Source organism: Allobosea sp. FW305-C-101, assembly GCF_058783685.1.
Map to the genome: position 1 here is coordinate 1,479,349 of NZ_JBYSYT010000001.1, position 15,294 is coordinate 1,494,642.

13 protein-coding genes are annotated in these 15,294 nt (G+C 66.5%); 8 read left to right on the top strand and 5 right to left on the bottom strand.

Annotation, left to right across the window (positions count from 1 at the left end):
- Positions 1-75: 75 nt before the first annotated feature.
- The 8 genes from AC3WMA_RS07010 (at position 76) to AC3WMA_RS07045 (ending at position 11,119) form a co-directional block, all read left to right on the top strand.
- The gene (locus AC3WMA_RS07010) at positions 76-1,674 is read left to right on the top strand and encodes an acyl-CoA carboxylase subunit beta (RefSeq protein ID WP_492284640.1); all 1,599 of its coding nucleotides are present in this window, start codon (positions 76-78) and stop codon (positions 1,672-1,674) included.
- A 5-nt stretch (positions 1,675-1,679) separates the two neighbouring features.
- Positions 1,680-3,674 (top strand): acetyl/propionyl/methylcrotonyl-CoA carboxylase subunit alpha, encoded by a 1,995-nt coding sequence (locus tag AC3WMA_RS07015; protein ID WP_492284641.1) that lies wholly within the window; start codon positions 1,680-1,682, stop codon positions 3,672-3,674.
- Positions 3,675-3,765: 91 nt separating this feature from the next.
- Positions 3,766-4,686 (top strand): GntR family transcriptional regulator, encoded by a 921-nt coding sequence (locus AC3WMA_RS07020; RefSeq protein ID WP_492284642.1) that lies wholly within the window; start codon positions 3,766-3,768, stop codon positions 4,684-4,686.
- 105 nt (positions 4,687-4,791) lie between these two features.
- Entirely contained in the window at positions 4,792-6,117 is a 1,326-nt protein-coding gene (gene aptA, locus AC3WMA_RS07025; protein ID WP_492284643.1) for an omega-aminotransferase AptA, read from the top strand.
- A gap of 40 nt (positions 6,118-6,157) precedes the next feature.
- Positions 6,158-6,997 (top strand): alpha/beta hydrolase, encoded by an 840-nt coding sequence (locus tag AC3WMA_RS07030; protein ID WP_492284644.1) that lies wholly within the window; start codon positions 6,158-6,160, stop codon positions 6,995-6,997.
- A 69-nt stretch (positions 6,998-7,066) separates the two neighbouring features.
- A complete protein-coding gene (locus AC3WMA_RS07035; RefSeq protein ID WP_492284645.1) occupies positions 7,067-8,620 on the top strand; it encodes an ABC transporter substrate-binding protein in 1,554 nt (517 codons plus the stop codon).
- Between the two features lie 192 nt (positions 8,621-8,812).
- The gene (locus tag AC3WMA_RS07040; RefSeq protein WP_492284646.1) at positions 8,813-10,024 is read left to right on the top strand and encodes an MFS transporter; all 1,212 of its coding nucleotides are present in this window, start codon (positions 8,813-8,815) and stop codon (positions 10,022-10,024) included.
- A 147-nt stretch (positions 10,025-10,171) separates the two neighbouring features.
- Positions 10,172-11,119, top strand: a complete 948-nt coding sequence (locus AC3WMA_RS07045) for an N-carbamoyl-D-amino-acid hydrolase (RefSeq protein ID WP_492284647.1) — start codon at positions 10,172-10,174, stop codon at positions 11,117-11,119.
- Positions 11,120-11,138: 19 nt separating this feature from the next.
- Here the strand turns inward: AC3WMA_RS07045 and AC3WMA_RS07050 are convergent, their stop codons facing one another.
- The 5 genes from AC3WMA_RS07050 to AC3WMA_RS07070 form a co-directional block, all read right to left on the bottom strand.
- Complete coding sequence (locus AC3WMA_RS07050; protein ID WP_492284648.1) at positions 11,139-11,813, bottom strand: amino acid ABC transporter permease; 675 nt, start codon at positions 11,811-11,813, stop codon at positions 11,139-11,141.
- On the bottom strand, positions 11,813-12,487 hold the full coding sequence (locus AC3WMA_RS07055; RefSeq protein ID WP_492284649.1) for an amino acid ABC transporter permease: 675 nt from the start codon (positions 12,485-12,487) through the stop codon (positions 11,813-11,815). The genes AC3WMA_RS07050 and AC3WMA_RS07055 overlap by 1 nt, the downstream gene beginning before the upstream one ends.
- A gap of 8 nt (positions 12,488-12,495) precedes the next feature.
- A complete protein-coding gene (locus AC3WMA_RS07060) occupies positions 12,496-13,245 on the bottom strand; it encodes an amino acid ABC transporter ATP-binding protein (protein WP_492284650.1) in 750 nt (249 codons plus the stop codon).
- Positions 13,246-13,259: 14 nt separating this feature from the next.
- Positions 13,260-14,135 (bottom strand): substrate-binding periplasmic protein, encoded by an 876-nt coding sequence (locus AC3WMA_RS07065; RefSeq protein ID WP_492284651.1) that lies wholly within the window; start codon positions 14,133-14,135, stop codon positions 13,260-13,262.
- A gap of 142 nt (positions 14,136-14,277) precedes the next feature.
- A complete protein-coding gene (locus tag AC3WMA_RS07070; protein ID WP_492284652.1) occupies positions 14,278-15,204 on the bottom strand; it encodes a LysR family transcriptional regulator in 927 nt (308 codons plus the stop codon).
- Between the last annotated feature and the right edge of the window lie 90 nt (positions 15,205-15,294).

Here is a 15,294-nt window from a genome sequence, read left to right on the forward strand (position 1 = left end):
CCTACCGGCAGGTAGGTAAATAACATCATTCTACCGGCGGGCCAGCCGCCGGGAGGCCGAGGAGGCGCAGCACGCATGCCGGTCATCGAAAGCAGGGTCGGCTCCGGGGCCGAACAGCAGCAGAAGCGGGCCGCCTACGGGGCACTGATCCAGACCTTGCGTGAGCGCCATGCGCGCGTGCTGGCCGGCGGCGGCGAGAAGCTCAGGGCGCGCCATCGCGAGCGCGGCAAGATTCCGGTGCGCGAGCGCATCGATCTCCTGGTCGACCCGCTATCGCCCTTCCTCGAACTCTCCCCGCTCGCGGCCTGGGAGCTCTATGGCAACGAGGTGCCGGGCGCCGGCATCGTCACCGGCATAGGTGTCGTCGCGGGCACGCCCTGCATGATCATCGCCAATGACGCGACGGTGAAGGGCGGCTCCTTCTTCCATGAGACGGTCAAGAAGCACCTGCGGGCGCAGGAGATCGCCTTCGAGAACCGCTTGCCTTGCGTCTATCTCGTCGATTGCGGCGGCGCCTTCCTGCCGGAGCAGGACCGCGTCTTTCCCGACCGCGACCATTTCGGTGGCGCCTTCCTGCAGCAATGTCGCATGTCGGCGGCCGGCCTGCCGCAGATATCGGCGGTGTTCGGCGGCTGCACGGCGGGCGGGGCCTATATCCCGGCGCTCGCCGACGAGGTCGTGATGGTGCGCGGCACCGGCCGCATCCATCTCGGCGGGCCGCCGATCGTCAAGGCCGCGATCAACGAGATCGTCGATGGCGAGACGCTGGGCGGCGCCGAGATGCATACGCAGGTCTCGGGCGTCAGCGACTATCTCGCCGAAGACGAGTTCGAGGCGATCGCCAAGCTCCGCGACATCGTCGGGGCGTTGAACTGGCCGGCATCGCCGCGCTTTCCAGCACGTGCTGTCACGCCGCCGCTCTACGATCCCGCCGAGATCGAGAGCATCGTCGGCACCGACCTGAAGCAGCCTTTCGATGTGCGCGAGGTCATTGCCCGCATGGTCGATGGCAGCGTCTTCGATGCCTTCAAGCCGGATTTCGGCGCGACGCTGGTCACCGGTTTCGCCCATATCCACGGCCAGCCTGTCGGCATCATCGCCAATAACGGCGTGCTGTTCTCCGACAGCGCTCTCAAGGGCGCGCATTTCATCGAGCTTTGCGACCAGCGCCGCATCCCGCTGCTGTTCCTGCAGAACATCACCGGCTTCATGGTCGGGACAGATGCGGAGCGCGGCGGCATCGCCAAGCACTCGGCCAAGCTCGTCTACGCCGTCTCCAACGCGCGCGTGCCGCGCTACACCGTCATCATCGGCGGCTCGTATGGCGCCGGCAATTACGGCATGTGTGGCCGGGGTTTCCAGCCGCGCTTCCTCTTCGCCTGGCCGAATGCGCGGATCGCGACGATGTCGCCCGATGTCGCAGCGACGGTGGTGACCGAACTCCGGCGGTCGAGCCTGACGCGCAGCAGCGCCAACGAGGCCGACATCGAAAAACTCGACCGCCAAACGCGCCGTCAGTTCGAGGAGCAGAGCACGCCCTATTACGCCACCGCCCGGCTCTGGGATGACGGCATCATCGAGCCGGCCCAGACCCGCGACGTGCTGGGCCTGTGCCTCTCGCTCGCCGCCCGCGAGATCGACCTGCCCGGGCATCGCCCCGTCTACCGGATGTAATCCCGATGATCGGCTCTCTTCTCATCGCCAATCGCGGCGAAATCGCCGTGCGGATCATGCGGACCTGCCGGCGCCTCGGCATCCGCACCGTCGCCGTCTTCTCCGATGCCGACCGCGATGCACAGCATGTCGCCTTCGCCGACGAGGCCGTCCGCATCGGCCCCGCCGCCGCGCGCGACAGCTATCTGCGGGCGGAGGCGATCATGGAAGCTGCCGCGCGCAGCGGCGCGGAGGCCATCCATCCGGGCTACGGCTTCCTTTCCGAGAAGCCGGACCTGCCGCTGCTCTGCCGGCAGGCGGGGCGCATCTTCGTCGGCCCCTCCGCCGAATGCATCACCGCGATGGGCCCGAAGATCGGCTCGAAGCTGATCGCCGAGAAGGCCGGCGTACTGAGCGTGCCAGGCTATGCCGGCGAGGACCAGTCCAATGCCGCGCTGGCCGATGCCGCGGCGCGGATCGGCTATCCCGTGATGATCAAGGCCTCGGCCGGCGGCGGCGGCAAGGGCATGCGCCGCGTCTTCGCCGCCGAGGAGCTGGTGCCGGCGCTGGAGATGGCGCGTGCCGAGGCGCAGGCCGCCTTCGGCGATCCCGCTTTGCTGATCGAGAAGCTGGTGATGCGGCCGCGCCATCTTGAGGTGCAGGTGGCCGGCGACAAGCACGGCAATGTCGTGCATCTGTTCGAGCGCGACTGCTCGGTCCAGCGCAACAACCAGAAGGTTCTGGAAGAAGCGCCCGCCCCCAATCTCACGCCAGCGATCCGAACCAAGCTGCTGGAGCGCGGCGTCGCGCTGGCAAAGGCCATCGGCTACGACAATCTCGGCACCGTCGAGTTCATCCTGGAAGATGGCTTCGACGAGCCCTGGTTCCTCGAAATGAACACGCGCCTGCAGGTCGAGCATCCCGTCACCGAGGCGATCACCGGCTACGACCTCGTCGAGTGGCAGATCCGGATCGCCGCCGGTGAGCGACTTCCGGCCTTGCAGCCCGAGATTCGCGAAAGCGGGCACGCGGTCGAGGCACGCATCACCGCCGAACGCGCCGACCAAGGCTTTCGGCCGGACACCGGACGGATCGAGGGCTATGCCGAGCCAGCCTCGATCCGCGTCGACAGCGGCGTGCGGGCAGGCTCCGAGGTCACGCTGTTCTACGATTCGCTGCTCGCCAAGGCGATCGCGGCCGGGCCGGATCGCGCCACGGCCTGCGCGCGGCTAGCGGCTGGCTTGCGCGACTTCGCCATTCTCGGCCCCGCCACCACCCTGCCCTTCCTGATCGACGCGGTCGAGCATCCGATCTTCGCCGCGGGCAAGGCGACGACGCGCTTCATCGAGGACGCCTTCCCCGATGGCTGGACCGCCAAGCGGCCGCGGCAACGGCTGGCGCGCGCCGCCGCCGCCCTGCTCTGGCTGGAGAAGCAGAAAGCGGCGCGCCCGAACGTCGATGCGTGGAGCAGCCTCGCAGGATTCCGCCTGCTGGCGCCGGCCGGCGGCGCGGCGACGAGCCGCCTGATCGCCGAGGAAGAGGACGGGACGACGAAGCTGGAGGTTCGATTGCTGCCGGATGGCCGGCGTATCGTTCTCGACTCGGACGGCGAGATCGAACTGGCTGTGCACATCGGTGCCGACAGCTTCGAGCTCACGTTCGAGGACAGACTCCTGCGCGGTAGCCACGCCACGACGGACGGGCTCGTTCGGCTGATGCTCGATGGCGAGAGCTTCGCTATCAGGATCGGCAGCGAGGCACGACCCGCGGCGGCAGCCGGTGGCGGTGGAGCAGGTTCGGGAGCAATACTTGCTCCGATGCCGGGCGTGGTCGCCGAAGTCCGCGTTGCGCCGGGCGACAGGGTCGAGGCCGGGCAGGTCGTCGTCGTGCTGGAATCGATGAAGCTCTTCACCTCGCTTGCGGCCGGCATCGACGGCGTGGTGGCCGACATCGCTTGCCAGCCCGGCGAGACGGTGCAGGCCGGCAAGAGGCTCGTGCTCATCGAACCGCCCTCCGCCTGACAGCCGGCGGAATTGCCCTCGGCTCGCGGCATGGTAAGAAAGGTGTCTTTTTTCGCCCCTTAGGACCATCTGCCGTGAGCCTGTTGCCGAGATGACGGACGCCTCCCGTTCCGAAAGGGCTGGCGCCAAGCCCAGCGGGCTGCATCTGTCGCTGGCGCGGCGCATCGCGGCACTCGCCGCCGAGCGGCGTTGGCCCGCCGGCTTCCATCTGCGCGAGATGGAGATCGCGCGAGAATTCGAGGTCTCGCGCACGCCGGTGCGCGCCGCGCTCGGCGTCCTTGCCGGCCAGGGCCTCGTCGAGAACCGCACCAACCAGGGCTTCTTCCTGTCGCGCGACGGCGCCGAACTCGAAACCGCGGAGCGCTCGCTGCCGGCGGCTCTGGAGGAGAACGTGCTCCAGGCGATCCTGCGCGACCGCGAGGCCGGCCGGCTTCCCGAGCAATTGATCGAGACCGACCTGCTCGAAACCTATGGCATCGGCCGCAGCGGCCTGCGCAAGGTCCTGCTCCGGCTCGCCGAAGACGGGTTGGTCAAGCGCAGGCGCGGCCATGGCTGGAGCTTCGTGCCCTCGCTCGCCTCGAACCAGGCGCGCGAGGAGAGCTACCGCTTTCGCCTGATCATCGAATGCATGGGCTTGCAGGAACCCGGCTTCCGCGTCGACAAACATCAATTCGCCCGTAGCCGTGCGGCGCATGAAGCCTTCATCGAAGACCTCTACCGTTCGCCCTCGGTCGAGCGCTTCTTCGCGATCAATGCAGGCTTCCATGCCATGCTCGCGGCCTGCTCCGGCAACCGCTTCCTGCTTCAGGCCATGGAAGCGCAGAACGCGCTGCGGCGGCTGACGGAATATGCCGATTACGGCGAGCTTGATGCCGATGCCCTGCTCAAATCCTGCCGCGAGCACCTCGCCATTCTGGATGCGCTCGAACAGGGCGACATCAACTGGGCGGTCATCCTGATGCGCCAGCACCTGACCCGGCCCGCGCGCGAAGCGGCCTCTCCCGCGGAATAATGCCCGTAGCCGCGGCGCCCTTCCCTCGGCTTCCGCACGCTCGCTTGACATTGTATTTTTTATGCAAATAATTCATTTCATCATCACCCAGCAGCGAGACCGACCGTGCCCGCCACCGCCGCCCGCCCCAATGATCTCGATGCGCATTGGATGCCCTTCACCGCGAACCGCCGCTTCAAAAGCGCGCCGCGGCTCTTCGTCGGGGCGGAAGGCAATTACTATCTCTCGTCGGACGGGCGCCGGATCCTCGACGGCATGGCAGGCCTCTGGTGCGTCAATGCCGGCCATGGCCACCCGCGCATCCGCGAGGCGATCAAGGCGCAGGCTGACGGGCTCGACTATGTCTCCTGCTTCCAGATGGGGCATCCGGAAGCCTTCACGCTGGCGAACCGCATGGTCGGCATGCTGCCTGACGGCCTCGACCACGTCCTGTTCTCGAATTCCGGCTCGGAAGCCGTCGATACCGCACTGAAGGTCGCGCTCGCCTATCATCGCCAGCGTGGCGAAGGCGGTCGCTACCGCCTGATCGGGCGGGCGCGCGGCTATCACGGCATGGGCTTCGGCGGCCTGTCGGTCGCCGGCATCAGCCGCCATCGCCGCGATTTCGGACCACTGCTGCCCGGCGCCGCGCACCTGCCGCATACGCTCGACCTCGCGCGCAACGCTTTCTCGCGGGGCGAGCCGGAGCATGGCGTCGAACTTGCCGACGATCTGGAGCGGCTCGTCCAGATCCATGACGCCTCGACCATCGCCGCCGTGATCGTCGAGCCCGTCGCCGGCTCGACCGGCGTGCTGCCGCCGCCGAAGGGCTATCTCAAGCGCCTGCGCGAAATCTGCGACAAGCACGGCATCCTGCTGATCTTCGACGAGGTGATCTCGGGCTTCGGGCGGCTCGGCGCCTCCTGCGCGTCGGAAGCCTTCGGCGTCACGCCGGACATGATCACCTGCGCCAAGGGCCTGACCAACGGTGCCGTACCGATGGGCGCGACCGTCGTCGGCAAGCACATCTACGATGCCTTCATGACCGGGCCGGAATCCGCGATCGAATTGTTCCACGGCTTCACCTATTCCGGCCATCCGCTGGCCTGCGCCGCCGGCCTCGCGACCTTGCAGGTATATGAGGAGGAAGGGCTGTTCGAGCGCACCCGCAAGATCGCGGATCATTGGGAGCAGGCGGCGCATGCGCTGAAGGGCGCGCCGCATGTTATCGACATCCGCAATATCGGCCTGGTCGCCGCGATCGAGTTCGCGCCGCGCCCCGGCGGCGCCGGCCAGCGCAGCGCCGAATGCGCCGAGGCCTGCTACCAGGACGGCGTGCTCGTCCGGGCCGGCGCCGATCTCATCGTACTGTCGCCGCCGCTGACGATCGAGCCCGACGAGATCGACCGGATCTTCGCCAGCATCCGAAAGGCGCTCGACACCATCGCCTGAGCCATCAGGCCGGCCAGCAGCTCATTGAAGAGAGGGCGGAATGCGCAAGGGGCACGGCGAGACCATCTCCTACTACCTGATGGGCCGCACGGCGATTTCCGCCTGCCGGGCCGACCAGCGCTTCTCCTATTGCTGCTACCTGCCCGAAAGCTACGAAGAGACCGGCACGCGGCGCTATCCGCTCGCCGTTCTCGTCCATGGCAGCCTGCGCGATGCGACGAATCTGCGCGACCAGTTCATCGATTTCGCCGAGGCGAACCAATGCGTGCTGCTGGCGCCGCTCTTCCCCTGCGGGATCGAGGAACCCGGCGACACCCATAACTACAAGCGCATTCTCTACCGCGGCATCCGCTACGACGAGATCCTGCTCTCGATGATCGACGAGGTCGCCGGCCTCTACCGGCTGGAGACCGACAAGCTTTTGATGCACGGCTTCTCCGGCGGCGGCCAGTTCGTGCACCGCTTCTTCTATCTCTACCCGGAACGGCTTTCCGCGGTGTCGATCGGTGCGCCCGGCGTGGTCACGCTGCCCGATCCGGACAAGCCGTGGTGGCGCGGCACCGGCGACATGAAAGCGATCTTCGGGCGCGAACCCGACCTTGCGGCGATGCGCGAGGTCGCGGTGCAGATGGTCGTCGGCGGTGACGATATCGAGACCTGGGACGTGACCGTCTCGCCGAAATCCGCGAACTGGATGGAAGGGATCAACGACACCGGTGCGACGCGGGTCGAGCGTCTGCGCTCGCTCGAGGCCGCTTTCGAGAAGCGCGGCATCGCCGTGCGCTTCGATGTCGTGCCTGGCGTCGAGCATATCGGATACCTCGTTCATCCGCTGGTGAAGGATTTCTTCGCTGACGTGCTGCGCCGCAGGCGGGAATAGGGCGGCGAGACCGACGATTTCTGCGGTGACACCGGAAAGCCGGGCCCGCCCTTTGGGAGGAGCAGGATCATGAAGCTTGGATGGCTTGCGGCTGTCGCCGCATTCGCTTGCCTCACGCCGGCCGCAGCGCAAGAGCCGAAACCCGGCGGCGAATTGCGGGTCGCGATCTCCGGGGACATCACCAGCAGCGAGCCCGGCGTACGCCGCAGCGGCGATGCCGACACTGTGCTGCACCATGTCGTCGAGGCACTGGTCGCCTATCGCGAGGACCTCAGCATCGCGCCGATGCTGGCGGAATCCTACGAGATGGCACCGGACGGACGCAGCTACACCTTCAAACTGCGCGACGGCATCACCTTCCATAACGGCGCGCCAATGACCTCGGCCGACGTGAAGTGGAGCTGGGAGCGCATGCTCGCCCCGGCGACGCGCTGGCAGTGCCGCGGCTGGTATGACGGCACGCAGGACATGAAGATCGAGGCAATCGAGACGCCCGATCCGAAGACCGTGGTGTTCCGGCTGGCGGCCCCCTCGGCGCTGTTCCTGCACTATGTCGCCAATATCCAGTGCATGACCGCGATCCTGCATCGCGACTCCGTCAACGCCGCAGGCGAATGGGTAAAGCCGGTCGGAACCGGCCCCTTCGCCTTCACGGAATGGCGCAAAAACAGCTTCATCCTGCTGAATAAATTCGCCAGCTACAAATCCCGCAGCGAACCGACGAGCGGCTATGCCGGAGCGCGGAAAGTCTATGTCGATCAGGTCCGCTGGATGGTGGTGCCTGACGATGCGACCCGGCGCGCCGGATTGCAGGCACGGCAGATCGACTGGATCATCACCGATGTCGCGGATATCGCCGAACTGCGCGCGGCGAAGGGCATCAAGGTCGCGACGGCGCAAGGGCTGAGCTGGAACGTCCTGCTGATCCAGAACCGCGATCCCCTTCTCGCCGATCCCCGTATCCGCAAGGCGCTGGCCCATGCGATCGACCTGAAGACGCTGGTCGAGAACCGGACGGACGGCTTGGGCAAGCCCAATCCCTCCGCCATCCCGACGACCAGCGGCAGCCATACGGCCGTGCACGACCAGGGCTACAAATATGACCCCGATCTCGCCCGCAAGCTGCTGAAGGAGGCCGGCTATGACGGGCGGCCGATCAAGCTGCAGACCTCGCAGAAGCTGGTCCATCTCTACGACACCGCCATCATCCTGCAGGCGATGCTCAAGCAGGTCGGCTTCAACGTCGAGCTCGACATGCTGGAATGGGCGACGCAGCTCGACCGCTACAGCAAGGGCAATTTCCAGCTTCAGTCCTTCCGCTTCACCGCGCGGTTCGAGCCCTCGCTGAACTACAAGACCTTCGTCGGTTCCAAGGACGACGATGCCGACGTCCAATGGGAGGACAAGCGGGCCATCGAGTTGCTGCTGGCCTCGGCGACCGAACTCGATCCGGCCAAAAGGCAAGCGATGTTCGACGAGATGCACCAGCGCATGATCGAGCAGGCGCCGATCATCAGCCTCTACAATACCCCGCTCGTCGAGGCCTCGACCGACCGCGTCGCCGGCGTCGAACTGACCAATTCCGGCAAGACGCGCGCCTGGGGCGTCTGGGTCACGAAATAGGGACGGCCGACCGACCTGCCCGGCAACAAGGCTGCGCCGGGAGCCCGCATGCTCCCGACGCAGCCCCGCCAGCCCATCAATCCATCTCGACCCCACGCGGCCCTTGCCGGATGAACGTTTCCGACGCCGCCGTTCTCACCTGCTCGGCCCGAGAAGCAAGGCAGGTGCGGCGACGGGATCGGGGGAACCGCCTTGAAGCTGCCTTTGTGGGGAAGCGCACTCAGCGCCACTCTCCTCGTCCAGGTCGTGAGTTCGTTTGCCGGCGCCGCCATCCCGCTCCTCGGCCCGCTCCTGACGCTGCGCTGGGGCCTTGCGCCCGAAAGCATCGGCTATGTCTCGGCGGTGGTTTCGGTCGGCATCTGCTGGTTCCTGGCCTGCGGCAATCCGATGCTGGATCATCACGGGCCGGTGCGGGCGTTGCAGATCGGCCTCACCTTCGTCGCGGCCGGGCTTCTGCTGCTGTCGCAGCCTTTCGCGGTGATCGGCCTTGCCGGTGCGCTGCTCGTCGGGCTGGGGCTCGCGCCCAACACGCCTGCCGGCAGCCAGATCTTGATGCGCACGGCGCCGGCCGATCATCGGACGCTTGTCTTCTCGATCAAGCAGGCCGGCGTGCCTCTGGGAGGCGCCATCGCAGGCTTTGCCGTGGCGCCGATGGTTCTGGGTTTCGGCTTCACCGGCGCGATCTGGGCCGTGATCGCGGTCGTGCTGATCAGTGCGCTGGCCGTGCAACCGTTCCGGAAAAGTCTCGATGCGGAAAAGGGCACGCAGAACCGCGCCTGGGCGCGGATGTTCCTGTCGCCATCCTCGCTGTCGCGCTCGGCGCGGGTGCTGAGCTCGCATGCCTCTTTGCCGATGCTGACGGCGCTTGGCGTCTCCTTCTCGATCACGCAGGCCTGCATCACCGCCTTCACCGCGACCTATATGGTCACGCGGCACGGCCGGACGCTGGCGGAAGCCGGCCATCTTGTCGCGACGCTGCTGGTGGCCAGCACGCTCGCGCGCATCTTCTTCGGCTGGCTGGCGGACCGCATGGGCGGCGGCCTGCACCTGCTTTGCCTGCTGGCGGTGGCAGCGGGCTCCGCCATCGCCCTGCTGATCGGCACGGCCGGGACGAGCCCCTGGCTGATCTATCTCTGCATGGCCCTGGTCGGGGCGACCTCGATGGGCTGGAACGGCGTCCATATGGCGGAGCTGGCACGCGTGTCGCCACCAGCCCTGATCGGCGACGTGACCTCGGGTGCGAGCCTGTTCGGCTTCGTCGGCTCGATCTGCGGGCCATTGGCCTTCGCGGTGATCGCAAATCGGACGGGCTCCTTCGACTGGCCCTTCTTGATGGTCGCCTGCCAGCTTGCGGTGTCCGGCGCCTTCGCGCTCTGGTATCTCCGGCGGCGCCCGTCGCTCTGACGCCGATCCGGATAACATCAGGTTATGCCTGATCCCGAATAAAGCATGAGAACAATGGAGGCAGGGCCTCTAGAGCTTGTCGGTGGAACAGGCTCCGCTGCCGTTTCCAGAGAGAACCAGATCACAGGCCAGATCAGGACATTGCCGATGCCTCGCCTCATCACCGTCGCCGCCGCACAACTGGGCCCGATCCAGCGAGCCGACAGCCGCAAGCAGGTCGTCGCGCGGATGATCGCTCTGCTGGAGAAGGCGAAGGCGCAGGGCGCGACATTCGTGGTGTTTCCCGAGCTCGCGCTCACCACCTTCTTCCCGCGCTGGTACCATGAGGATCGCGCCGAGGCGGACCAGTGGTTCGAGCGCAGCATGCCCGGGCCGGAAACGCAGGCGCTCTTCGACAAGGCGCGCGAGCTCGGCCTCGCCATGAGCTTCGGTTATGCCGAGCTGACGCCCGAGGGCCGGCATTTCAACAGCTCGATCCTGGTCGATCGCAGCGGCCGGATCGTCGCCAAGTACCGCAAGATCCATCTGCCCGGCCATGTCGAGTTCGACAGCGAGCGGACGCACCAGCATCTTGAGAAACGCTATTTCGAGCCGGGCGATCTCGGCTTCCCGGTCTGGGAATTCGAGGGCGGGCTCTTCGGCATGGCGATCTGCAACGACCGGCGCTGGCCCGAGACCTATCGCGTCATGGGCTTGCAGGGCGTCGAGATGGTCGTGCTCGGCTACAACACGCCGTCAGCCAACTCGCAATCGCCGAACGAGACGGCGGCCGATCGCCTCTTCCACCATCGCCTCTCGGTACAGGCCGGCGCCTACCAGAACTCGACCTGGGTCGTGGCTGTCGCCAAGGCCGGCACGGAGGACGGGCACCACCTCTTCGGCGGCACGCTGATCGCGGCGCCCGATGGCAAGATCGTCGGCGAGCTCACCCATGAAGAGGACGACGTGCTGGTCCATCCCTGCGATCTCGACGAGACCCGCTTCGGCAAGGCGACGATCTTCGACTTCGCCAGGCATCGCCGCGTCGAGCATTACGGCCTGATCACCGAACGCACCGGCGCCGGCGCGCCGCTCGGCAAGCCGGAGAGTGCCTGAGCGCGCTGGCAAAGCGTCCTCAAGCCGCGGACATGGCCGGGCGGTTCTGCAGGCGTGAGACAAGCCGCACGAAGGGCCAGAACATCAGGAAATAGACGATCGCCACCGCGATCAAGGGTGTCGGATTATAGAGCAGACCCTGGGCGAGCTGGGCCGAACGCAGCAGTTCCTGCAGCGCGACGGCCGAGGCGATCGAGGTCTGCTTCACCAGCTCGACCGTGTTGCTGATCAGGTCCGGCAGCACGTTGCGCGTGCCTTGCGGCACCACGACATGGACCATGCTCTGGTACCAGCTCAGGCCCGTCGAGCGGGCCGCCTCGCGCTGGCCCCTCGGCACGGATTCGATACCGGCGCGGAAGATCTCGGCGAAATAGCTGGAGCCGTTCAGCGTCAGCGCCAGCACGGCGGCGGTGAACTCGTTGAGCTTCAAGCCGAGGAAAGGCAGGCCGAAGAAGATGAAGATCAGCAGCACGAGCGGCGGGATGGCGCGCATCACATCGACATAGGCGATCAGCAGAAAGCGCAGCAGCCGGTTCGGCACGTCCTGCGCCATGGCAATAGCCACGCCTGACAGCACCGCGAGCGGCACGGCGACCGCGGCCAGCGCGAGCGTCATCCAGAAGCCTTGCAGCAGCAGCGGCCAGACCTGCTTGAGAACGTCGAGGTTGAAGAAGGTCGTGACGAGATCGTCCATCATGACCTCGGATGCGCATAGGCGCGTTCGAGCCAGCGCGTGAAGCGCACGAAGGGCAGGAACAGCAGAAGGAAGAGCAGCGCGCCGACCGTCAGCGCTGTGGGGTTCGCGACATTGGACTGGATGCTGGAGGTGACGTTGAGCAATTCGGGTACCGCGACGACCGAGCCCAACGTCGTGCCCTTGCTGATGCCGATGGCGCGGTTGGTCAGAGGCGGAATCGAGATGCGTACGACCTGCGGCAGGATGATGTAGGCCAACGTCTTCGTGAAGGAGAGGCCCGTCGAGCGGCCGGCCTCCCATTGCCCCTTCGGCACGGCGTTGATGCCGGCCCAGAAAATCTCCTCGGCAAAGGCCGAGAGCACGATCGCCAGCGCCAGCACCGTCGCGGTGATCGGCTCCAGCACCAGCCCGAAATAGGGCAGCGCGAAGAAGGCCAGCACGATCAGGACGAGCTGCGGGATCGCGCGGAAGAAGTCGATATAGAAAATGATCAGCCAGTTCAGCGGCCGGATGCCGTAGAGCCTGAGGATCGCCAGCGCGAGGCCGAGCGGTATGCCGATCAGGATCGTCAGGATCGACATCTGCACGGTGATCAGGAAGCCGCGCAGGATGTCCGGCCAGAAGGCCGCCATCAGCGAGAAATCGAAGAAGTACCGGACGATCTGGTCCATCGGCGCCGTCAGCCGTGCGAGCGCATCACGAAGTCGCGGATGCGCTGGTGCTGCGGGTTGACCAGGATTTCCTGCGGCGTGCCCTCGGCGAGGATCGCGCCATGGTCCATGAAGACGACGCGGTCGGCGACGTCGCGGGCGAACTTCATCTCATGGGTCACCACGATCATGGTCATGCCCATCTCCTTGGTGCGGACCATGACGTTGAGCACCTCGCCGACGAGCTCGGGATCGAGCGCCGAGGTCGGTTCGTCGAAGAGCATGACCTGCGGCTCCAGCGCCATGGCCCGCGCAATGCCGACGCGTTGCTGTTGGCCGCCGGACAATTCCGCCGGATAGGCATCGGCCTTGTGCGCGAGGCCGACGACCTCGAGATGGCGGCGGGCCTTCTGCTCCGCCTCCTCCTTGCTCAGGCCGACGACCTTGCGCAACGCCAGCGAGACATTCCCCAGCGCGGTCTTATGCGGGTAGAGATGGATGCCCTGGAAGACCATGCCGATGCCGCGGCGCAGGCGGTCGAGATCGACCTTGGGGCCGGTGACCACTTGCCCACCCACACGGATCGTGCCCGCCGTCGGTTCCTCCAACCGGTTGATGCAGCGCAGGCATGTGCTCTTGCCCGAGCCGGAGGAGCCGACGATGACGACGGCCTCGCCCTTGCCGACCTTGAGATCGATGCCGCTGAGAACCTCGACCTGGCCGAAGCTCTTGCGCAGCCCCTCGATCGACACGATCGTCTCAGGTGACGCGGCCGCCATCGCGGGCGCCAAGCTCACTTGCAGGCGGCCTTGTGCGGCGTCGCGTCATAGCCCTCGAAGTCCGGCGCGCCGATGCCGGGATAGACCTTGCTGCTGGAGGAGTCGGCCGCCGGCTTCACGCCGAACCATTTCTCGTGGATCGTCGCCAGCGTGCCGTCGGTCTTGATGCATTCCAGCGCCGCCTCGACTTTGGCCCGGAAGGCCGCATCCTCCTTGCGGAAGGCGAGGCCGAAATTGCGGCCGCCATCGAGGACAAAGGCGACTTCTGCCATCGGGGTCTGCGTCGAGACATAGCGCGTGACCGGCGTGTCGGCGACATTGGCGAAGGCGCGCCCGATCATCACCGCCTGCACGGCGTCGGCATTCTTGTTGTAGCGCTGGATCGTGTAGCCGTATTTGGCCTCGTTGTCGGTCAGCCACTTGTCGGAGATCGAGCCGTTATTGACGGCGATAGCCTTGCCCTTCAGCTCCTCCAGATTGGCGATCTTGGCGCCCTTCTTGACGAGGAAGCCGAGGCCCGTCGGCATATAGGGCTCGCTGAACAGCATCTGCGCAGCGCGCTCGGTCGTGATGTTGGTCGGCGCCGGGATCATCTCGTAGCGCTTGGAGAACAGGCCGGCGAAGATCGCCGAGAAGTTGGAATCCGTGACCTCGACGCCGGGGCGGCCGAGCTGCTTCGCCAGCGCGACCGACATGTCATAGGTGAAACCGGTGGTCTCGCCGGCCGGTGTCTTGAAGCAGAACGGCGCGAAGCCGAGATCGCAGGCAACCTTCAGGTTCTCGCCCTGCGGATGGTCGGCATCCTGCGCCATGGCCGGCATGGCGATCAGCGCCGCGAGAACGGCGCCTGCGGCAATGGCACGCGTCAGCTTGATCGAGTCGATCTTCATGATTCCCGCTCCCGTTGTCGTGGTGGTTACGCCGCGATGCCGCACCCCTCTCATGCAACAATCCGGCCATGCCCAAGGGGAGCCTAACAGGGCGGAATCATGCCCAGCCAATCATTTGTTGTCGGGTGCCCATAACCTGATGTTAAGCGCTGTCGTCGCGTTCCCCGGCTTGCCCGGCCGGCGGAGACGGCACCAGCCCCCGCAGGATCTCGACAAAGGCGTTCGCCGTGCGCGAGAGGGGTTCGAAGCGCGGCGTCAGCAGATGAGCGCGCACCCGCGTCTTCGGCGCGAGCGGGCGCGAGACCAGCTCCGGCCAGGTCCGCCCGCGCAGAACGAACTCGTCGACGACGGCGACGCCCGCCCCCGCCCGCACCATGGCGCAGGCGACCGGGGTGAAGCGCACGACCGTGCTGATCTTGAGCGGCGCCGATTTCAGCGCCAGCGCGCGCCCGACAACGTCGCCATAGGGCGTTTGCGGCCCGAAACCGATCAGCGGATAAGGCGCGAGATCGGCCGGGCGGACCACGCGCAGCCGCGCCAGCGGATGGTCGCGCGGCATGATGACCATGAGCCGCCCTTCGGCGAGCACCTCCGTGTCGAGCGTCGGCTCGTCGACGGGAATGATCGAGACACCGAGATCGGCACGGCCAGCCACGACCTTGGCGACGACCTCCAGCAGGGTGAGAACCTCGAATTCGACGCGAAGGTCAGGAAAGCGCGCGCGCAACCGGGCGATGGCGTCCGGCACCAGCGCCTGGCCGACGCTCGGGCTCGCGACGATCCGCACCGAGCCCGTGCCGCGCTCGCGCAGTTCATCGGCGAGTTCGTTCACCCGCACGACGCCCTGATGGACCTGATCGACTTCCTGGAACAGGCGGCGCGCTTCCGGCGTCGGCTGCACGCGGCCGCGCACGCGCTCGAACAGGCGCAGCGCCAACCGGTCCTCGGTATAGGCGAGCAGGCGGCTGATGGCGGGCTGCGAGACCGAGAGCAGGCGCGCCGCGCCGCTGATCGAGCCTGTGATCATGATCGCCCGGAACACTTCGATCTGCCGGAGATTGAGCCGCATGGGGATAACATCCGATTATGGTCGGCTGCATAATAAGCATGATCCATTTCACGCCTAGCGCTCTAAGCTCGGCTTCGCCGGAACCGACCG